This window comes from Paenibacillus jilunlii, assembly GCF_900102965.1.
GTDB lineage: Bacteria > Bacillota > Bacilli > Paenibacillales > Paenibacillaceae > Paenibacillus_AQ > Paenibacillus_AQ jilunlii.
The window spans coordinates 187417-203957 of the sequence record NZ_FNGM01000013.1; the positions used below are offsets into that span (position 1 = coordinate 187417).

Below are 16541 nucleotides of genomic sequence, written 5' to 3' on the forward strand. Positions count from 1 at the left end.
TGAAACGGGCAGCCCCCATCTGAGGTTCAGATGGGGGCTTTTGGTCCGGAAGAGGTTGAAATGCTACTGCCTTTTTGCGGGGAATCCATGTGCTCTGCTTCGCCAAGCGATTAGAAGGGCAAGACTCAGCAGAATAAACAGTGCCCAAGGGAAGGAACGGACACCCGTTGTTTCGAGAAGAATGCCGCCGATCACACCGCCGCCGCTGATCGCCAGATTCCATGCTGTCACCAGCATCGACTGAGCCACATCCGCACTCTCGCGGCCAGCTACAGCAATTGCTGTCTGCAGCAGAGTCGCAGCTCCCCCGAATGTCAGCCCCCACACTGCAGCCACCAGATAGATCACGCCAGGCTGGTTGCTGACTATGCCCAGCAGGACGGAGGCCAAGGCAAACGCAGCCAGGCTGACCAGAACCAGCAGCCGCAGATGGCGGTCGATCCATACACCGGTCAGCCAGATGCCAAGTAGCGCTGTAATCCCGAAAATAAGCAGCACTAAGTCCACGCGCCCGGCAAATCCCGTCTGGGTAAGATAAGGTGCAATATAGGTATAAAGGATATTATGTGCCAGTACCCATGCCAGCACGACAAACAGTACCGGGCGAACTCCTGGGGCAGTGAAGACCTTATGCAGAGGGAGCCGCTTGTCAGCAGCTTCTCCCGGATAGTCCGGAAGCTTCCAAAGCACCCAGACGGCCAGCAGCAGCGCGGACAGCGACAAGATTCCGAAGACATTGCGCCAGCCGGCAAGGTCACCGAACAGGGTTCCGGCAGGAACACCGAACGCCAGAGCAAGAGGTGTACCTACCATTGCAACGGCCATTGCGCGTCCCTTCAGCGGCTCCGGCACCATGCGCCGGGCATAACCTGCTGACATTCCCCATAGGACACCGGCAGACACGCCCGCGAAGAAGCGTGCTGCCAGCGTCAGCGTATAGTTAGAAGAAAATGCGGTAACGGTGTTGAAGACGAGAAAACCAAGGATACACAGCAGAAGCAGAGGTTTCCGCTGCCAACCGCGCGTCGCAGCGGTTAATGGAATGGCTGCCAACAGTGAGCCTAGCGCGTATAAGGTAACAAGTTGACCCGCCATGGCCTCCGTCACTCCAAGCCCATGAGTGATCTGGAGCAATAAACCGGCAGGAATTGTTTCGGTAAGAATACAGATGAAGCCAGTCATAGCAAGGGCGAGCAAGCTCCCCCAAGGGAGCCGCCCGAAAGCTGGAGTGCCGGGGACTGGCGGGGAGGCGGAAGCCGTGGTGCTGCTCATTGTGTACACCTCTCTAAGGATAGTATTTATTTGCTCAATCTGCCGTAGACGGCGTTGCAGAGGTCAATGGTAAACGGGCCTGACATCCCCTCCAATGCGGTGTTGGTGAAGGCTGCCACGCTTAGCCGCTGCTCCGGATCGACGAACCACGAATGACCATAGGTGCCTCCCATGCGCCATGTGCCAGGCGATTCCGCAGTGTCTGCTGCAATAGGGTCTTTCAGCACCGTAATCCCCAGGCCAAAACCCCGTCCTGGCCAGAAGGGCATGTGCAGATCCCCAATCTGATTGGTGGTCATTTCACGGACCAGAGGTTCCGGCAGCAGAGGCGCTCCTCCCTTGCGCAAGGTTTCCAGCAGCTGCAGAAAGTCTCCGGTGCTGCCGACCATGCCGGCTCCCCCGGAATGATAGGCGGCAGGGTCGAGCGCCCGTCCAGGGGAAAGCCGGAAGCCTGCTGTACCCTCCATAAAAGCAAGGCTGTCCGGATTGTGCAAAGGCCGCAGACCGGGAACGTCATCGGCGTAAGCGGTGGCCAGCCGCTGCGGGTCCACTGCAAGGAAGCCGGTGTCCTTCATGCCGAGTGGCCGGGTCACGAGTGCATCAATAGCTTCGCTGAGCGTGGTCCCGGCAACCCTTGCGATCACAGCCCCCAGCACATCTGTTGCGATAGAATATCTCCACTGGGTGCCCGGCGTATAGAGCAGCGGGGCTGAGGCGATCCGCCGCAGGTTCTCATCCAGGGTGATGCCGGACTGATCCATGCCATCGGATACCCCGGCCTGCTCATAGGAGCCGCCCTCTTCCTGAAAGAAACGGTAGGTCAGACCAGCGGTGTGCGTCATTAAGTGACGGATCGTGATTGCCGGTCGCTCGCCGTTCTCCAGACGTGGCTGAAACTCCGGCAGCCAGCGGTCCACCCGGTCATCAAGCTGCAAGCGGCCTTGGGCCACTAGTACCAGCGCAGCTGTAGAGGTAATGGGTTTGGAAACCGATGCGAGCCGGAATAACGCATCCTCCCGCATGGGCTGGTTCAGTTCGCGGTTCGCAAAGCCGGCAGCCCGGCTATATAGGAGCTTCCCATCTACCGCCACCTTGATGACAGCGCCCGCCAGGCGCTTGTCAGTAAGCGTCTGGTCAATTACTTTATCAATGCGTTCCGGGAGGCGGTCTAGGTTAATCGTGTTCGAATGCAGTATACTCAACAGTGATCATCCTTTCGTTATAGTTAAAGCAGCATTTGCTTTACTATTGTAAGTATATTATATAAAATTAGTTAACCGGCTTACATAAGGCAACAAAGCTATAACAGCTGTTTGGCGGTTAAAAACAAGGCAGTTTGCACAAAGTCCCTTAAAATTAAAGGAGTTGAATGGGATGGACCATACGGATAAGCAGATTCTGTTTCATCTTCAGAGCCAAGCGAGAATATCTATGACGGAACTCGGGAAATGTGTGGGCTTATCACAACCGGCAGTGACGGAAAGGGTTAGACGTATGGAGGAAAACGGGGTGATCAGCGGGTATCGTACTGTAATCTCGCCCGAAAAGATTGGAAAACATGCGGCCGCCTATATGCTGTTCCACTCCAGAGAATGTACCGCCTTCATGGATTTCTGCCGCTCCTCTCCGGAGGTCGTTGAATGTTACCGGATCAGTGGAGAGCACAACTACCTGTTAAAAGTAATGACCGATTCCACACAAGCCCTGGAGCAGTTCGGCAATGAATGCGATAAATACGGGAACTATACCATACTAATTGTGATGTCATCGCCCATTGATCATAAATATCTTATTCCTTCGCTGGAAGGAGCAAGCCCAAACCTGCTCGAGTAGAAAACGGACCCAACCGAATGGAAATGTTTAACTCCTCCCCTTAGAGGGGAATAAAGAATAAATGCTTAAGGAGGTACATACATAGTGGAAGAAAATTTGCTGGAGCAGTTGGCGCGGTGGCATGAAGAAGATGAGTATGCCAAAATCGTAGAACGTATTATGGACATTCCCGAACCGGACAGGGATTACGTGCTCATTGGCCAGCTCGGCAGGGCGCTGAACAATCTGGACCGCTACAGCGAAGCGCTGGAACAGCTGCTGAGTATTGCGGAGCAAGGGAAACAGGACCCCATCTGGCACTACCGGGTAGGGTATGCCTATTACTATCTGAAGCAATATGATCAGGCAGTCCGTGAATTTGAGCTTGCGGATGCGCTGGAGCCTGGAGATGAAGTAGTTCTTCAGCTGCTTGACTGGAGCCGCCGGGCGGCCGGGCGGGAGGCGCGGGAACAGCAGCGTTTTGCGGCTGCACAGGCCAGCGGTGGCGGACACTCCGGCGGCGGGCGCTTTGATCCCCAGGAGTTCGCAGACTTCTGGGAGGATAGCGACTATGCGCTGGAATCGTATGTGTCCGAGCCGCCTACGGACGAGCTGATTGCCTCTGTGGAGCAGGAGCTGGGGTATAAGCTGCCGGCTTTTTATATTGAGATGATGAAGCAGCATAACGGAGGCATTCCCCGTGACACCTGTTTCCCTACGGAGGAAGGCACCTCTTGGGCTGAAGACCATGTGGCCATCACGGGAATTATGGGCATTGGACGGGAGAAGACCTACTCCCTGTGCGGAGAATTAGGCAGCCAGTTCATGATTGAAGAATGGGGTTATCCCGATATTGGCGTGGTATTCGGGGACTGCCCGTCCGCAGGACATGATGTGATCATGCTGGATTACCGGGCCTGCGGCAGGGACGGCGAACCGGCAGTGATCCACGTGGATCAGGAAGCGGATTACGAGATTACCTTTCTCGCCAAAGATTTCGAGAGCTTTGTACGCGGCCTGGTAAATGAAGAGGTCTTCGATACGTCCGAGGAGGACAAAGAGGAGGATCTGCGAAAGGTAGCCCATGGAGCCTTCTCTCCTCTGCTTGCGGAGCTGTGCGGCAATGTCACGGAGATAGAGAACATCGAGGGAATAATCCGCACGGTCTGTACGGCAATTGTTGAAGAAAAAGGGCATTTTTCTCTCCATGCCGATGAGCGGTCTACCTTGATGTACGATGTGCAGTTCTGGCTGTACACCAAAGCCTACCCGGATACGAACCGCGACGAATACATGGAGGTCTATTCCAAAATGATTGCGTTCGGCGGCGAATTCGGAACTGGCGGCTATGCGCCAGCGTTCATTTCCGATTGGCTGGATGAGCGGGTCCGGCAGGGAAGGATTGTTGAACGCGGTGGCGCGCTTGCCTTCACGGATGAGGCCAAAGAGGAGCTGCTGTACAAGCTGAAGAACGTTGCCGTGCCCGCAGCCGGAAGTGTAGCCCCGTTCATCCTGGTGGAGCAGGATCATGGCGGCATGTCCGTCATTCTGAATGTGGGCACCTACTTGGCGGAGCTGTTCGACACCAGGGCAGAAGAAGGTTTTGAAGGCAACGGGTACGACTGGGCTTCCCTGGCGGCCGTCTATCTGGAGGAGCAAATGCCGGAGTTGGCGGGGACGGTCCATTTTGACCCGGAAGCTGATATGTTCTGCGCGTACTCCGGCAATAGGGAAGCTATCCTTAATTTTACTGCCGGGTTCAAAAAGGCTTGCGAAGATGAGTCCCTGATCCGGGACCTGTTCTCCCGCGCTGAGCTGGACTGATTATCCCCCATGGGCAGGAATTAGGGTCCCCTATTATATGTCTGATTCCCGCTGAAGCAGTACCGTCCTTATGCAAGGACGGTACTGCTGTTTCTGCTGACCCATTCCGTGAACACACCAAAATCCTTCTCCACCTGATTGGCATACCCGTAAGCCCACCGGGAGAGATAACGGGCAAAAGCATCCGGGTCCTGCCCCATGGCCTTGGCGATTTCCTCTTCGCTATGATAAGGAAGAATCCCCTGGTCTACATCTATATCGGCCCGGGCATGCATTTTGGCGGTCAGGCAGCCCATCCCCTCAAGGACCCGGTTCATATCCTCTGGACTGGTGATGTCTTTCAGCTTCAGTCTTTTTTTATAAGGCGAACGTTCTCTTACATAAAAATGTCTTCCCTCCAGCGTAAGAAAACCCAGATATGGATCGGCCTTGTGGTGCATGGCCTGCTGTGTCGCTGTTACACGCTTCCCCTGATGTCCAAAATACTGCCAGAAGGATTCGGAATAGGGCATGAAATAGGCCGGCACCGGCACCCGGACCTCTTTTACCTCAAGAACAGTATCGTCTGTATCCTCTTGCTCCTGCCCGCCCTCAATGAGGATGTAGTAGCGGTCCAGCCCAATGGAGGCGGTCCCTGAACCATGCTTGACGGCAATGTCCTTCATCCGGTAGTGATTCTCGTCCTGGCTGCGGGAAGTGATGGTCTGCATATAGAATGCCCAGGCGCTCTCCAGGAGGGTCTGTTCGGCTTGCCCCGGGACAGCCAGCTCAGAATTCTCCAGAAACACCCGGCCAGTCTGCATTTGAGCTGTCACCTTCTCCAGAAAATGTGCCTGTCTGCGTTTCTCCAGCTTGCGGAGGAGCTTTTTCACCGGACCTTTGGCCCTTCCCTCATCCAGCACATAAGTGGCGGGGTTGTCCTTGCCCTGCACGAACCGGCGGATCTGTCTGGCATAGGCCTGTACGAAGCGCTCAATACAGCTTAGCTGTTCAGCTTCACCGTACCCGAGCTGTCTGCCCACCAGGGCGATACTGCCTGCCATGCGCAGGAGATCGTAGAGATAAGAACCCACATAGCCCTCATCGAAATCATTGACGTCATAGACGATCTCCCCGTCACTGCTTCGGATCGCGCCGAAGTTCTCAAAGTGCAAATCCCCCTGAATCCAGGTAGGCCGGTCCTCTGCGGTGTGGTAGGGGAAATACTGGCGGGTGGTATCGAAATAGAATAAGTACGCACTGCCCCGGTAAAAGGAAAAAGCATTCTGCGACATTTTCAGATATTTTTCCGCCCGTTTCTCCGCGCTGAGCCCCATAATGCTGCCGTCGAATTCATCAAAGATGGAGATCAGCAGATCCTTGCGCAGCTTGGTGCGGGTGCGGATGACGCCTTCGGTAATAGACTTGTCGATCATGGGAAGCCTCCTATGCCGTGATTGAATAAAGATGGGATAAGAACGAAATCATGGCGTATGTTTTTTTTATTTTTAAAAAGAATACACATACAACTTAGTCCGCAGCGTATCTCTGCAGGTGACTGTTCGGACCGGCTGCATATCCGGCAGGGCAAAAAAAATGCTGATTACCACCGCCCCGGGGGGAAGCTCCTGCCTGAACTTGGCCGCAAGGCGCTCCATGGCGCCGGGAAACAAATAGCAGAGGACCATATCGGCATCGGCGTATGAGCTGCGGTAGATATCGCCCCGGGTGAAGCGGAGCCGGCCTTGAAGCGGTTCCTGGCCATTCCTTGAAAGTGGGAGCCGCGCAGCAATCCGCGCCAGCAGCCGTGAGCACCATAAGGGGAGAATTGAATTCTCAATGCCGATCAGCCTTTTGCCCGGACATTGACGGACGATATCCAGCCCCAATGTGCCCCAGCCGGACCCTGCTTCGATAATCGTGCCATAGCCAGGCACCCGGTTCACCTCCCCGGCAACCGCCAGCCTTACAGCCTTCGAGGCGGGCATCGGGGAGATCCCGTTCCTCCAGGTGTCTACGACGATCCACATCACCGATAAGAGAACGGCAAGTGCGAGCAACCACGTGATTTGGAGGATGAGCATGTATCCGTTCCTCTCTTTACTCTCTATGAATAGAATTTCAATGTTTCTGTTATTATAAATCCCCTGGGGCCGCATCACCAGCTTAAGTGTTCTCAGCAAACTCTAATCTTCCTGCAAAGCTTTTCTCCAATGAAATATGAAGGTTACATGAGAGATTTATGAACAGAGCAATCATCTTTAGTGGGAAAAAGGTTCACTAATCGAACTCACTTTGCTTATCGGAATTCCTATGTTGGAAAAAGTACCACTAATTCGGCTGAAAGTGGCCGTATGAGGCGAATAGGCATGAATTAGGTGGACAAAATCCAACTAAAACCTTTTATAGCAAGGATTTCAGCAAATTAGTTTTACTTTTTCCACTTAGCTTTCGTTCCTGATGAGCTTCATTGCATACCCCGAGCTTTCAAGTTCTCCAGTTCAACTCAGATAGCCTTCCTTTAGAGTAGTTGCAATTCTGAGAATAATTTTTAAATATTCCTTGACGGGAATATTCTTATTGGAGTATATTACTGGTGTACCCAACAATAATCTAATGCTTCACTAAAGGAACATCAGAATGATGGACACAACGACATTTAGCGCGTTAGCCGAACCCACCCGCTTGCGGATGGTGGAGGTGCTGAAGAACGGACCTCTGAGTGTTGGCGAGATTGCCGAACAACTTGGGCTCAGACAGCCCCAGGCCTCGAAGCATCTGCGCGTCCTGCTGGAGGCCGGACTGGTTGAGGTAGAGGCAGCCGCTAACCGGCGGAATTATAGGCTGCGGACGGAGCCGCTGCAGGCACTGGATGCATGGCTTGAAGCCTACCGGAAGATGTGGAATGAACGTTTCGACAATCTGGATGAGTACCTGCGGCACCTGCAATCCAAAGACAAGGAATGACAATGAACGTTACTTACAGGAGGGAATTGAAATGTCCAAAATGATTTCCAGAGTAGAAGGACTTGAGCTGGTTCTTGAACGTGTATTCGATGCACCCCGCGAGCTGGTATTCAAAGTATTCTCCGAGGCGGAGCATTTGAAGCAGTGGTGGGGCCCGCGCGGCTGGACGGTTCCCGTGTGCACCGTTGATTTTCGTCCGGGCGGCATTTGGCATTACTGTATGAAGTGTGTCGACGAGAAGCAGGGGGATTTCTACGGAATGGAGTCCTGGGGCAAAGGGGTCTATCATGAAATTATTGACGGGGAGAAAGTCGTCTACACCGATTACTTCTCGGATGCGGAAGGTAATGAAGCCGAAGGGATGCCGTCTACGCTGGTCACGATGCTCTTTGAAGAATACGACGGGAAAACGAAGCTGGTAAGCCGTTCGAAATATGACTCGGCTGAAGCGCTCAAGACGGTACTGGATATGGGTATGGAGCAAGGCATTACCGAAACCTGGGACCGCCTCGAAGAGCATTTGCAGTCGGTTCAATAGGGCAAGAGTATACACAAATTAGGGGGCTATCCCATAAGCCGTGATGTTGGCTGGGAGAGCCTCTTTTTGTTGTGTAGGGATTCTAATTCAAATGGAAAAAATGATATATTTGTCTAGGGTGAAAATTTATGTTAAAACGATTTATGCAAGTTGTTATAGGATTGTCTTTACTTGTTGTGGTTTCGGCATGCACGAAGGCCGGGGAGTCCGCAAACAGCGTCAGCGCGGCCCCGGATACTGGGGCAATGGCAGTGACCTCTTCAAGCCCTTCTCCTACTCCAATAGCCAATCCAAAAGTAAGAGCAGCCGGAGAATCGGAGTTCGGGGAATTGGAAATCCGGTCCAGTGTCCAGGAAAACGTTGAACCATTGGGAGCCCCTAGCTGCTATGGTACCGCAGAAGATTATAAGATTAGCGGTACTTATAAAGTACAGTTCACAAATACGGCTAACATAGTAACGGAGCTGGCGCTCCCCTCATTGACCGGCTTTATTCAGCCCCGGAATGAGACCATTCCATTAAAAAAGCTGGCATTCCCTGGGCACGAGGTCTTCGTGATCACACCGAACTATACAGATTGCCACGGGATTTCCTTTTATCTGGTCGATGTATCGAAAGACGGGGCTTTTCTATTGCAATTCCTTACCCGGGAAGGTACCTTTGATCAGTATGATTTTTTGCCAAAAACAGAATTGAAGGTTGAGAAGGGGTTGTTAGAGGTCCAGCATGGGGGTGCCCCAGGGAATGAGACTGTAATTGAACAACATTTCAAACCGGATTTCGCCAAGCATGTAATGGAAAGGGTATTGTAAATCCATCTTTTGCCAAATCGAAATGAATCTCCTCCCGCGGATTCCCCGGCTCCCGTTTCTTTTGAACACGTTTGGAAATAATGGGGGGAGGAGGCTGAAAAATGAACTATGCAGAGATTCTGATGAGAACCATTCTATCGGTAGGCCTGCTGCTGCTGATCCCGAGAATACTGGGCAAGCAGACCCTTTCCAATATGACGTCCAACGATTTCGTGATTAGTATTACGCTTGGCTCCCTTGCGGCGAATCTGGCGTTCAATGTCAGTCTGAAATCAACCTATCTTGTCCTGTCGATAGTCGTCATAACGGCCACCTCGTTCCTGCTCTCCTTCATTGCCCTCAAAAGCCGCCGCCTGCGCAGCTGGATTTCCGGTTCTCCCACGGTCCTGATCGAAGAAGGCAAAATCATGGAAGCCAACATGCGGAAGATCCGCTATACCATGGATTCGCTGGATCAGGCGCTGAGGAAGAAGGACATTTTTAATATTGAAGAGGTTGATTATGCGGTGCTTGAGGACAACGGACAGGTCTCTGTTCTCAAGAAGGAAGCGTACCAGTTCGTTACGAAGCAGGATCTGGGGCTGGCGCTGAAACCGCAGGCTTTTCCCGTGGAGCTGATTATGGATGGCAAGCTGGTGGAGGACAATCTCAAGCAGAACGGCCTGACCCGGGAGTGGCTGGAGAAGGAGCTGGACAAGAAGCAGAAGGGGAAGACGCTGGCAGATGTGTTCTATGCGGTAAAAGGCACACAGCAGCAGCTCGTGTTCGATTTCTATGAAGACGGACTGCAGCAGCCGCTGGATCGGGAGTAGCCATGGGAGCGTTAAGCGGAAGTAGGAATAAGTCCTGCAGCTGGCGCAGGCATACAAACCGGGGAAGCATAGGCTTCCCCGGTTTTTTGGCAACCCTATAATGGTGATGAAGGAGCAGGTTGTGGAAATTCTGTTACCAGGCGTAAATCCCGTTCAGATCCAAAAATTCTCCGTTGTGGCGTTTACCATCCGTAGCGTAGCCCACAATAATAGCCGCCCCGGCTTCTTTAGATTGTCCGCCTTCTGCGTTGCCGTTTAGGTCCGTCTTCGTGAATCCGGGGGTTACTGAGAATACTTGGGCTTTACTGTTCTTTAGTTCCAGGGCCATCGCGACTGTCATCGCATTGTTTGCCGTTTTGGAGGAATTGTAGTCGAACGCATTCAGCGCGTATTCCGCATTCTGCATAAAGTGCAGTGATGCCATATCGGTGGAGACGTTCACAATCGTTCCTTCATTCTCTGTAATTAAGGGGAAAAGACGTTGATTCAAGCGGAAGGTTCCGAAGAAATTCACTTCAAAGGCATCCCGCAAATGCTCTTCCTGAGTATTGCTGAACGAGCTGGAGAAGGCGCCCGGCATACCTGCATTGTTAATTAAAAGTGTCAACTCAGCATAGTTGTTATGAATGGTACCGGCTGCCTGTTCAATACTTTCCAGATTCGTCATGTCAATCTGCAGGAACTCCACGTCCAGCCCTTGGCTGGTTAATTCAGCAACTGCCGCTTCCCCCCGTCCGATGCTGCGTGCGCCAAGCAATACCTTCCATCCGGCTTCACCAAGCTGTCTTGCGATTTCCAAGCCAATCCCTTTATTCGCACCTGTTACCAAAGCAATTTTTGTCATGGTTATCCTTCTTTCTCTGCGGAATAGTATCTATCAACAATTCGTAGCTTACTATGCTACACTAAGTGTAGGTCAACACTAAATTTTAGGAAGTGATTAGGATTTTTACGATAGGACAAGCTGCCAAAAAAGTAGGGCTCAACATAGGGGCAATCCGTTTTTATGAGAGAAAGGGTCTGCTCGATCCTGTTGTCCGCAACGAACAGAACAATCGGCTGTATACCGATGACGAGATTAATTGGCTGATCTTTCTTAGATGTCTGCGTGAAACCGGAATGAGTGTAGAGGAGATTAAGAAGTACTACGACATGGTCAAAGCCGGAACGTCCACCTTGCCGGAGAGGATCAAGCTCATCCAGGACCAAAAGCAAGCCCTGCTGGACGATATCGACAAGAAAAAAGCCCAACTCATTCACCTGGAGCACAAGCTTGAGCGTTATTACCGCGGGGAGAATTATTAAAACTTAGACTGGGCTGGCCAGCATTCAATTGCACTTTCTACAATAGATGATCCCTAAATCAGCGGAAAAATGGAATCTATTGCACTCTGTACAGCAGAATCTGGCGAAAAAGGCGTTTATGGCCCAAAATCAAGAAATCTACTGCACGAAATACAGCAGAATGCGATTCGCCGCAAGAATTTTAGCTTTCTATTGTACAAAGTGCAATCACACGGAAAGTGGAATGCTTCAAAAACACTCCAGATTTTGAACACAATGAAGGGATTCACATGCACGAACTAGTGCCCCATCCGAGATCATAGTTGGGAAAACGGGTAATTATACGTAAATCCAACTCTCTCGAGGTGAGCAACATGACTATTTTTGTTCGTGACTTAACTCAGGATGAAGGAAACCGCCTCCTGCGGATTGCCCGTAAGGGAGCCGATCCGGTTCAGGTCCGTCGAGCCTTACTCATTTTGGCCTCCGCCCAAAAAATGAAAGTACCTGAAATCAGCCGACTTTATCATATCTCCGGTGAACATATCCGGCATACGATTCATCGATTCAACCAGGAGGGGTTGCCTTCATTGAAACCGAAATACTGCGGGGGACGTCCGCCTACCTTTACTCCAGAAGAACGCAGCAAGATCATTGAACTTGCGCAAATTCCTCCCAAAGTAGCCGGCTATCCGTTTACCCATTGGTCGCTCTCGAAATTGAAGCAAGCCGTAGAAGAACGCAAGATCGTGTCTCCCATCTCCATCGAAACGCTTCGGGTGATCCTGGGCGAAGCCAAGATTACGTATCAAAATACGAAAACGTGGAAGGATTCAAACGATCCAGAATTCGAGTCTAAAAAAACGAATCGAAGACCTCTACGAGAACCCTCCAGCGGACGGGCGTGTAATTTGTATGGATGAATTTGGCCCGCTTTCACTTCAACCTTACCGTGGGAAAGGCTGGTTTCAAAAACGCAGACCGATTCGGCTTCGGGCGACCTACAACCGACCGCATGGCGTGAAGCATTTACTTGCTGTACTGGATTTGAAAACAGATCAGTTGTATGGTCATGCTTCAAAAACGAAGAAGCATCAGGATATTCTTCGTTTCTTCTGTGTGCTCCGGCGCCGGTTTCATCGGTCGGAACGCTTGTATATCATTCTGGATAATTTTTCTCCGCATTTGCACCACAAAGTGAAAGAATGGGCCGCAACGAACAATGTGGAATTAATCTATACTCCAACGTATGCATCGTGGCTTAACCGAATCGAATGTCATTTTGGACCCCTTCGAAAATTTGTTCTCGAAGGTAGTGATTTTGCCAAACAACAAGATCTAGCATTGGCGATTCAAGCGTATCTTCGCTGGCGAAACAAGAATAAACGCAAGGCCATTATTCTACGCGAGCAAAATAAGATCAAGGTTGTCTGAAGGGGCACTAGCTACACGTCTGCACCAGGAGACAGTGGTGCACCAACGTATTATAGTACTGTATTAATGGGAGTTAATAAAGGCCGCCACAATGGGAACGCTGTATATTCGTATATCCAAAACGTATTGAATGCTTTACCAGCGCAACCAATTTTAAATTAATGCCGTAAAATCAAAGGAGAAATCCATGGTTCAAAAAAATAGTTCCTTTAAGAGGACTCCTATTTTAATTTTTATTTGCTTGTTCTTGTTCACTTCATGTAATAAGGATGTTGAAATATTTATTGGAACCGTACACACAATTGATGTAGAGAATAAAAGGATGCTGGTGATATCTCACTTGAAAGAACAAGACTTGAACAAGAATTACAAAGAAGTTATTAATTCTAGTGAGTACTCTCAGGCCATTTGGGTAAATAAAGTTTCACCTTCTAATTATAAACAAGGTGATGAAATTGAAATATCCTATACAGTAAGTGATGATTCATTTCCAGCACAAGTAACCGCCAAAAAAATCACTAAAATTAAAAATTGATTCCAAAGAATAAAATCAAGTATGTGGGAGCGTTGTTTCCAAAAGAAGCGACGCTTTTTTGTGTGAAATAAAAGTTATATCAACCAACATTATTGTCATCAAAGAGGAAAACTACAATATAATTACTATAAATGACCAAACTCACTTCCAGGAAACTGTAAAACACAAAAAGAATAGGGATAAAGTAACCCGTCTTAGCACATATTTAGACGCACATGACAGCGGCAACTGCCATCGTACCATGGTTACCCCTCAACCCACTTTCTCCAATGTCTCAAGCGTAAGGTTCTTTTCTCCGCGTTCGGCTTGTCCCACATATTCGTAGGTAAACCCGACCGTTCTGCAAGCTGCTCTTGTGATAAGTTCATTTCTTTGCGTAATCTTCGAATGCGTTCTCCGATACTTTTTACAAGTTCTGATTTGGATTCATCTGGCATTTTGGCTCACCTCATGACTAAAAAAAGCCTAAAAACGAAATGATGTTTTGGCTTCTATCTGTTCCTTCTTCGGAGTTAAATTCATTTTTATTTAGTCTTACTGTCTCCAGACGTATCAATAGCAGCAATCACTTCCCGATTAATCTTGGTGAGTGCTGCTATTTCCTCTGTACTCCTACTGCTAATCAAAGTGATATGCTCATCTAACGCCTTACGGCGGTCGGTATTATTATCAAAACGAAAAATTTCTACAGCCAAGAACTTGAAAGGCAGTAATTATTTTCTCCAATGTCTCAAAAGAAATGTTGCGGTCGCCTCGTTCTACACCGCCTATGTAGCTGTAATGAAGGAATGCTGCTTCGGCCAGTTGTTCTTGTGTCCATCCTTTTGCTTTTCTAAGCTCGCGTATTCGATTGCCAACGCTTTCTGATAAACTCATGGGATCACCTCGTGTGCCTAATCCTTAAAAGCTCCCTTAACTTCTCTAACAATCCTATTCAAAGTATCAATTTGCTTCACACTCAACTCACTAACTGTAACCGCATATTCATCAATGGCACTTTAAGAAAGGATAATCAAGCGGGGAGAGGAGGACGGGGAAATATGATGATAAACAGACAACTAGCCTTCATCTATTGGTATTGGCAGCAGTAACGAAGGTATCGAAATAAAGTCTTACTCTTTATTGCTTTTTCTCTTCCCATTCCATAACCGTCTTCAAAACATTCAATGCCATATTTTGATCTTCCACAGAACGTTCAACAAGCAGTTCTACAATTTGTCCAAGAGCGTCTTGTTTGTCCATTGGCCCTATGTACCTGAATAACTCCTCTAACGAAATGTCTAGACCTCCAACCACTTTCTCCAAGGTCTCAAGCGTAAGGTTCTTTTCTCCGCGCTCGACTTGTCCCACATAATTCGTATGTAAACTAGACCGTTCTGCAAGCTGCTCTTGTGATAGGTTCATTTCTTTACGTAATCGTCGGATGCGTTCTCCAATTCTTTTTACAAGCTCTGACTTGGATTCATCTGGCATCTTGGCTCACCTCATGACAAGCTTAACTGAGTAAACATGTCTTATTAACACACTATAAATTGTATTTGACTTTAAAATAACATTTAAGGATAATGAATATGCATTCCATTATTTCCTTTTAGTTCAATAAAATACACGTATCGAAGAAATCAGAACTATATCCTACCCAAACGAAGGAGGCCCCACCCGTGCGCCCTTCCATTCTGAAATCACTCAAGCCGGATATTATTGTTGAAATGCTGGAAATGGCTTATCGCCTCGAGGATTGGGACAAGATGTTGAATACGGCGGGGATTCTGTACAGCTATGCGCAGTGCATCTATGAGGAGCGGCAGTATCACAAGGCTAAGAAGCTTCCGGTACCGATTCTGGACACGGAGCGTCCGCTGGTCTATTATTTCGGGTTCAGTCACCTGATGCGGGGCATCGTTTGCCAGAGGCAGGGAAAGTATGATGAGGCCAGAGATTCCATTTACCGCTATGCCGAGCTTGGATGGATGGAGGACTTGGGGGAGGAAGGGGAGGAAATTGCCGAGGAGTTCAGATATTTGGCCCGTGCCAACTTGTATATTGTCGAGATTCTGTCCGGCAGGACGGAATTGTTGGAGGGGTATGCCAGTTTCTTGCAGGATAATCCCGAGGAGCTGTTGCCGGGGCTCGGGACTATTTTGCAGGCTGCGGTTCAGTACGGGCTTGATGTAGATGATCTGCTGCATACGTTCGCGGAGCAGAGTGCCGGATTTGGGGACTATGAGGATGCAGGCAATCTCTCGCATTATTACAGCTATTGCTATCACTTAGCGTTGTATCATAAGCAGGCGGGCAGAATACCGGAAGCGCTGGACTGGGCGATACAATCTTTAGTGCTGGCTCACCAGTCCAGGCATGACGGGAATTTCAAGCGTTGTCTGGCGCTGTTCGAATCGCTGCGAGAAGGGGGGACAGAAGAACAGGATCGGCGGTATCATGAGGTGCTGACGGAGTGTCTGGGCCAGGTTGTTTTGGAGCTTCCCGAACTGCCGCATGTGGGAGTATAGGGTCAGACTGGCTTCTTTTTCAGCAAAAGAAAGATAATGCCGCCCAAAATAAATCCGCTTATAGTTCCCGCCAATACAGATTTGATAATACTGAGTGCAATGTCCGTACCCGTACTGTCAGGGGTGGATACGATATTCACAATGAACAGCAGGCTAAACAGGATGGATGTAATGAGAAAAGACTTTGATTTCAGGAATCGCTTCATGCTTCTCCTCCGTTCAGGAAGAATTCTCTGTTATATAAGATAAAGTAAGTCTCTGTACAATATTACCATAATTCCCCTCCCAAACCACGACACACAGCTGTCCGATTTCTCCCCCTATAATGAACTTATCTTAAAGGATAGGGGGTCGACAGATATGAGTGAGATCGTAAGACATGATGTGAATGAGGAGTATGCGTATTCCGGATTCGTGGAGGCAGGGGATTTTATTTTCCTCAGTTTCTGTGTAGGCAATGTGGGGGGAACGGTGGAGGAGCAGGTGGAAGGTGCGCTGAACGATATGAGTAACCGGCTGGAGCAGGTGGGGCTGGGGCTTGCGGATGTGGTGAAGCTGGATGTTTTGCTGCGGGATGTGTGGGATATTCCGGTGATGGAGGCGGTGTTCAAGCGCAGATTTCAAGGCAAGTACCCTGCCCGGAAAACGATCTCCACGGAGTTCGCGCATGCCGGCGGGCCGGAGGGGCTGAAGGTACAGATGGATGGTGTGGCGTATCGTCCACGCGCGTAGCGTTTGGAGGTTAGGAAGAAAATGCTCCCA

General features: G+C 49.9%; 20 protein-coding genes and 1 pseudogene. 12 read left to right on the top strand and 9 right to left on the bottom strand.

Going from position 1 to position 16541, the window contains the following annotated elements; all coding sequences use genetic code 11:
• Window positions 1-63: 63 nt before the first annotated feature.
• Window positions 64-1272: an MFS transporter gene (locus BLQ82_RS21390; protein ID WP_062525866.1), complete on the bottom strand. Its 1209-nt coding sequence runs from the start codon at window positions 1270-1272 to the stop codon at window positions 64-66.
• Between the two features lie 26 nt (window positions 1273-1298).
• A complete protein-coding gene (locus BLQ82_RS21395; RefSeq protein ID WP_082722772.1) occupies window positions 1299-2468 on the bottom strand; it encodes a serine hydrolase domain-containing protein in 1170 nt (389 codons plus the stop codon).
• A gap of 178 nt (window positions 2469-2646) precedes the next feature.
• On the opposite strand from BLQ82_RS21395, the gene BLQ82_RS21400 reads away from it, so the two are divergent.
• Together BLQ82_RS21400 and BLQ82_RS21405 are read left to right on the top strand one after the other, a co-directional pair.
• On the top strand, window positions 2647-3105 hold the full coding sequence (locus BLQ82_RS21400) for an Lrp/AsnC family transcriptional regulator (protein ID WP_062525864.1): 459 nt from the start codon (window positions 2647-2649) through the stop codon (window positions 3103-3105).
• A gap of 84 nt (window positions 3106-3189) precedes the next feature.
• Window positions 3190-4908 carry an Imm51 family immunity protein gene (locus tag BLQ82_RS21405; RefSeq protein ID WP_062525862.1) on the top strand — a complete coding sequence of 573 codons (1719 nt, stop codon included), beginning with the start codon at window positions 3190-3192 and terminating at the stop codon, window positions 4906-4908.
• 68 nt (window positions 4909-4976) lie between these two features.
• Here the strand turns inward: BLQ82_RS21405 and BLQ82_RS21410 are convergent, their stop codons facing one another.
• Together BLQ82_RS21410 and BLQ82_RS21415 are read right to left on the bottom strand one after the other, a co-directional pair.
• Window positions 4977-6323, bottom strand: a complete 1347-nt coding sequence (locus BLQ82_RS21410; protein ID WP_062525860.1) for a DUF2252 domain-containing protein — start codon at window positions 6321-6323, stop codon at window positions 4977-4979.
• A 72-nt stretch (window positions 6324-6395) separates the two neighbouring features.
• Entirely contained in the window at window positions 6396-7070 is a 675-nt protein-coding gene (locus BLQ82_RS21415; RefSeq protein ID WP_341874817.1) for a class I SAM-dependent methyltransferase, read from the bottom strand.
• A 460-nt stretch (window positions 7071-7530) separates the two neighbouring features.
• Between BLQ82_RS21415 and BLQ82_RS21420 the strand changes: the two genes are divergently transcribed.
• From BLQ82_RS21420 to BLQ82_RS21435, 4 genes are all read left to right on the top strand, one after another.
• Window positions 7531-7854: an ArsR/SmtB family transcription factor gene (locus BLQ82_RS21420; RefSeq protein WP_060863707.1), complete on the top strand. Its 324-nt coding sequence runs from the start codon at window positions 7531-7533 to the stop codon at window positions 7852-7854.
• A gap of 31 nt (window positions 7855-7885) precedes the next feature.
• On the top strand, window positions 7886-8392 hold the full coding sequence (locus BLQ82_RS21425) for an SRPBCC domain-containing protein (protein WP_062525858.1): 507 nt from the start codon (window positions 7886-7888) through the stop codon (window positions 8390-8392).
• Between the two features lie 128 nt (window positions 8393-8520).
• Window positions 8521-9204, top strand: coding sequence for a hypothetical protein (locus BLQ82_RS21430; protein ID WP_062525857.1), 684 nt, complete (start codon window positions 8521-8523; stop codon window positions 9202-9204).
• A 101-nt stretch (window positions 9205-9305) separates the two neighbouring features.
• A complete protein-coding gene (locus BLQ82_RS21435; RefSeq protein ID WP_062525855.1) occupies window positions 9306-10016 on the top strand; it encodes a DUF421 domain-containing protein in 711 nt (236 codons plus the stop codon).
• Window positions 10017-10149: 133 nt separating this feature from the next.
• On the opposite strand, the gene BLQ82_RS21440 is transcribed toward BLQ82_RS21435, so the two are convergent.
• Window positions 10150-10860, bottom strand: coding sequence for an SDR family NAD(P)-dependent oxidoreductase (locus tag BLQ82_RS21440; protein WP_062525853.1), 711 nt, complete (start codon window positions 10858-10860; stop codon window positions 10150-10152).
• Between the two features lie 92 nt (window positions 10861-10952).
• Here BLQ82_RS21440 and BLQ82_RS21445 point away from each other — a divergent pair, with 92 nt between their 5' ends.
• The 4 genes from BLQ82_RS21445 (at window position 10953) to BLQ82_RS21455 (ending at window position 13269) form a co-directional block, all read left to right on the top strand.
• Window positions 10953-11321 (top strand): MerR family transcriptional regulator, encoded by a 369-nt coding sequence (locus tag BLQ82_RS21445; RefSeq protein ID WP_244280912.1) that lies wholly within the window; start codon window positions 10953-10955, stop codon window positions 11319-11321.
• 353 nt (window positions 11322-11674) lie between these two features.
• Window positions 11675-12223: a helix-turn-helix domain-containing protein gene (locus BLQ82_RS31130; protein ID WP_062525851.1), complete on the top strand. Its 549-nt coding sequence runs from the start codon at window positions 11675-11677 to the stop codon at window positions 12221-12223.
• Window positions 12141-12734 carry an IS630 family transposase gene (locus BLQ82_RS31135; protein ID WP_342028168.1) on the top strand — a complete coding sequence of 198 codons (594 nt, stop codon included), beginning with the start codon at window positions 12141-12143 and terminating at the stop codon, window positions 12732-12734. The genes BLQ82_RS31130 and BLQ82_RS31135 overlap by 83 nt, the downstream gene beginning before the upstream one ends.
• Window positions 12735-12921: 187 nt before the next feature.
• On the top strand, window positions 12922-13269 hold the full coding sequence (locus tag BLQ82_RS21455) for a DUF3221 domain-containing protein (RefSeq protein WP_062525847.1): 348 nt from the start codon (window positions 12922-12924) through the stop codon (window positions 13267-13269).
• Between the two features lie 245 nt (window positions 13270-13514).
• Here the strand turns inward: BLQ82_RS21455 and BLQ82_RS33105 are convergent, their stop codons facing one another.
• From BLQ82_RS33105 to BLQ82_RS21475, 3 genes and pseudogenes are all read right to left on the bottom strand, one after another.
• A complete protein-coding gene (locus BLQ82_RS33105) occupies window positions 13515-13706 on the bottom strand; it encodes a helix-turn-helix domain-containing protein (protein WP_342028166.1) in 192 nt (63 codons plus the stop codon).
• Between the two features lie 87 nt (window positions 13707-13793).
• Window positions 13794-14145: pseudogene (locus tag BLQ82_RS21465) on the bottom strand (helix-turn-helix domain-containing protein).
• Window positions 14146-14388: 243 nt separating this feature from the next.
• Window positions 14389-14742 (bottom strand): helix-turn-helix domain-containing protein, encoded by a 354-nt coding sequence (locus tag BLQ82_RS21475; protein WP_062525845.1) that lies wholly within the window; start codon window positions 14740-14742, stop codon window positions 14389-14391.
• A 188-nt stretch (window positions 14743-14930) separates the two neighbouring features.
• On the opposite strand from BLQ82_RS21475, the gene BLQ82_RS21480 reads away from it, so the two are divergent.
• Window positions 14931-15779, top strand: coding sequence for a tetratricopeptide repeat protein (locus BLQ82_RS21480; protein ID WP_082722766.1), 849 nt, complete (start codon window positions 14931-14933; stop codon window positions 15777-15779).
• Between the two features lie 2 nt (window positions 15780-15781).
• Here the strand turns inward: BLQ82_RS21480 and BLQ82_RS21485 are convergent, their stop codons facing one another.
• Window positions 15782-15985 carry a hypothetical protein gene (locus BLQ82_RS21485; protein WP_062525843.1) on the bottom strand — a complete coding sequence of 68 codons (204 nt, stop codon included), beginning with the start codon at window positions 15983-15985 and terminating at the stop codon, window positions 15782-15784.
• A gap of 154 nt (window positions 15986-16139) precedes the next feature.
• Between BLQ82_RS21485 and BLQ82_RS21490 the strand changes: the two genes are divergently transcribed.
• Entirely contained in the window at window positions 16140-16511 is a 372-nt protein-coding gene (locus tag BLQ82_RS21490; RefSeq protein WP_062525841.1) for a RidA family protein, read from the top strand.
• The last annotated feature ends 30 nt before the right edge of the window (window positions 16512-16541 follow it).

Bases quoted from the DNA above. Each gene is read 5' to 3' on its own strand.
- BLQ82_RS21435 (WP_062525855.1), top strand. From the start codon at position 9,306: ATGAACTATGCAGAGATTCTGATGAGAACCATTCTATCGGTAGGCCTG.
- BLQ82_RS31130 (WP_062525851.1), top strand. From the start codon at position 11,675: ATGACTATTTTTGTTCGTGACTTAACTCAGGATGAAGGAAACCGCCTC.
- BLQ82_RS21410 (WP_062525860.1), bottom strand. From the start codon at position 6,323: ATGATCGACAAGTCTATTACCGAAGGCGTCATCCGCACCCGCACCAAG.
- BLQ82_RS21485 (WP_062525843.1), bottom strand. From the start codon at position 15,985: ATGAAGCGATTCCTGAAATCAAAGTCTTTTCTCATTACATCCATCCTG.
- BLQ82_RS21440 (WP_062525853.1), bottom strand. From the start codon at position 10,860: ATGACAAAAATTGCTTTGGTAACAGGTGCGAATAAAGGGATTGGCTTG.
- BLQ82_RS33105 (WP_342028166.1), bottom strand. From the start codon at position 13,706: ATGCCAGATGAATCCAAATCAGAACTTGTAAAAAGTATCGGAGAACGC.
- BLQ82_RS21425 (WP_062525858.1), top strand. From the start codon at position 7,886: ATGTCCAAAATGATTTCCAGAGTAGAAGGACTTGAGCTGGTTCTTGAA.
- BLQ82_RS21400 (WP_062525864.1), top strand. From the start codon at position 2,647: ATGGACCATACGGATAAGCAGATTCTGTTTCATCTTCAGAGCCAAGCG.
- BLQ82_RS21475 (WP_062525845.1), bottom strand. From the start codon at position 14,742: ATGCCAGATGAATCCAAGTCAGAGCTTGTAAAAAGAATTGGAGAACGC.
- BLQ82_RS21390 (WP_062525866.1), bottom strand. From the start codon at position 1,272: ATGAGCAGCACCACGGCTTCCGCCTCCCCGCCAGTCCCCGGCACTCCA.
- BLQ82_RS21430 (WP_062525857.1), top strand. From the start codon at position 8,521: ATGTTAAAACGATTTATGCAAGTTGTTATAGGATTGTCTTTACTTGTT.
- BLQ82_RS21420 (WP_060863707.1), top strand. From the start codon at position 7,531: ATGGACACAACGACATTTAGCGCGTTAGCCGAACCCACCCGCTTGCGG.
- BLQ82_RS21490 (WP_062525841.1), top strand. From the start codon at position 16,140: ATGAGTGAGATCGTAAGACATGATGTGAATGAGGAGTATGCGTATTCC.
- BLQ82_RS21455 (WP_062525847.1), top strand. From the start codon at position 12,922: ATGGTTCAAAAAAATAGTTCCTTTAAGAGGACTCCTATTTTAATTTTT.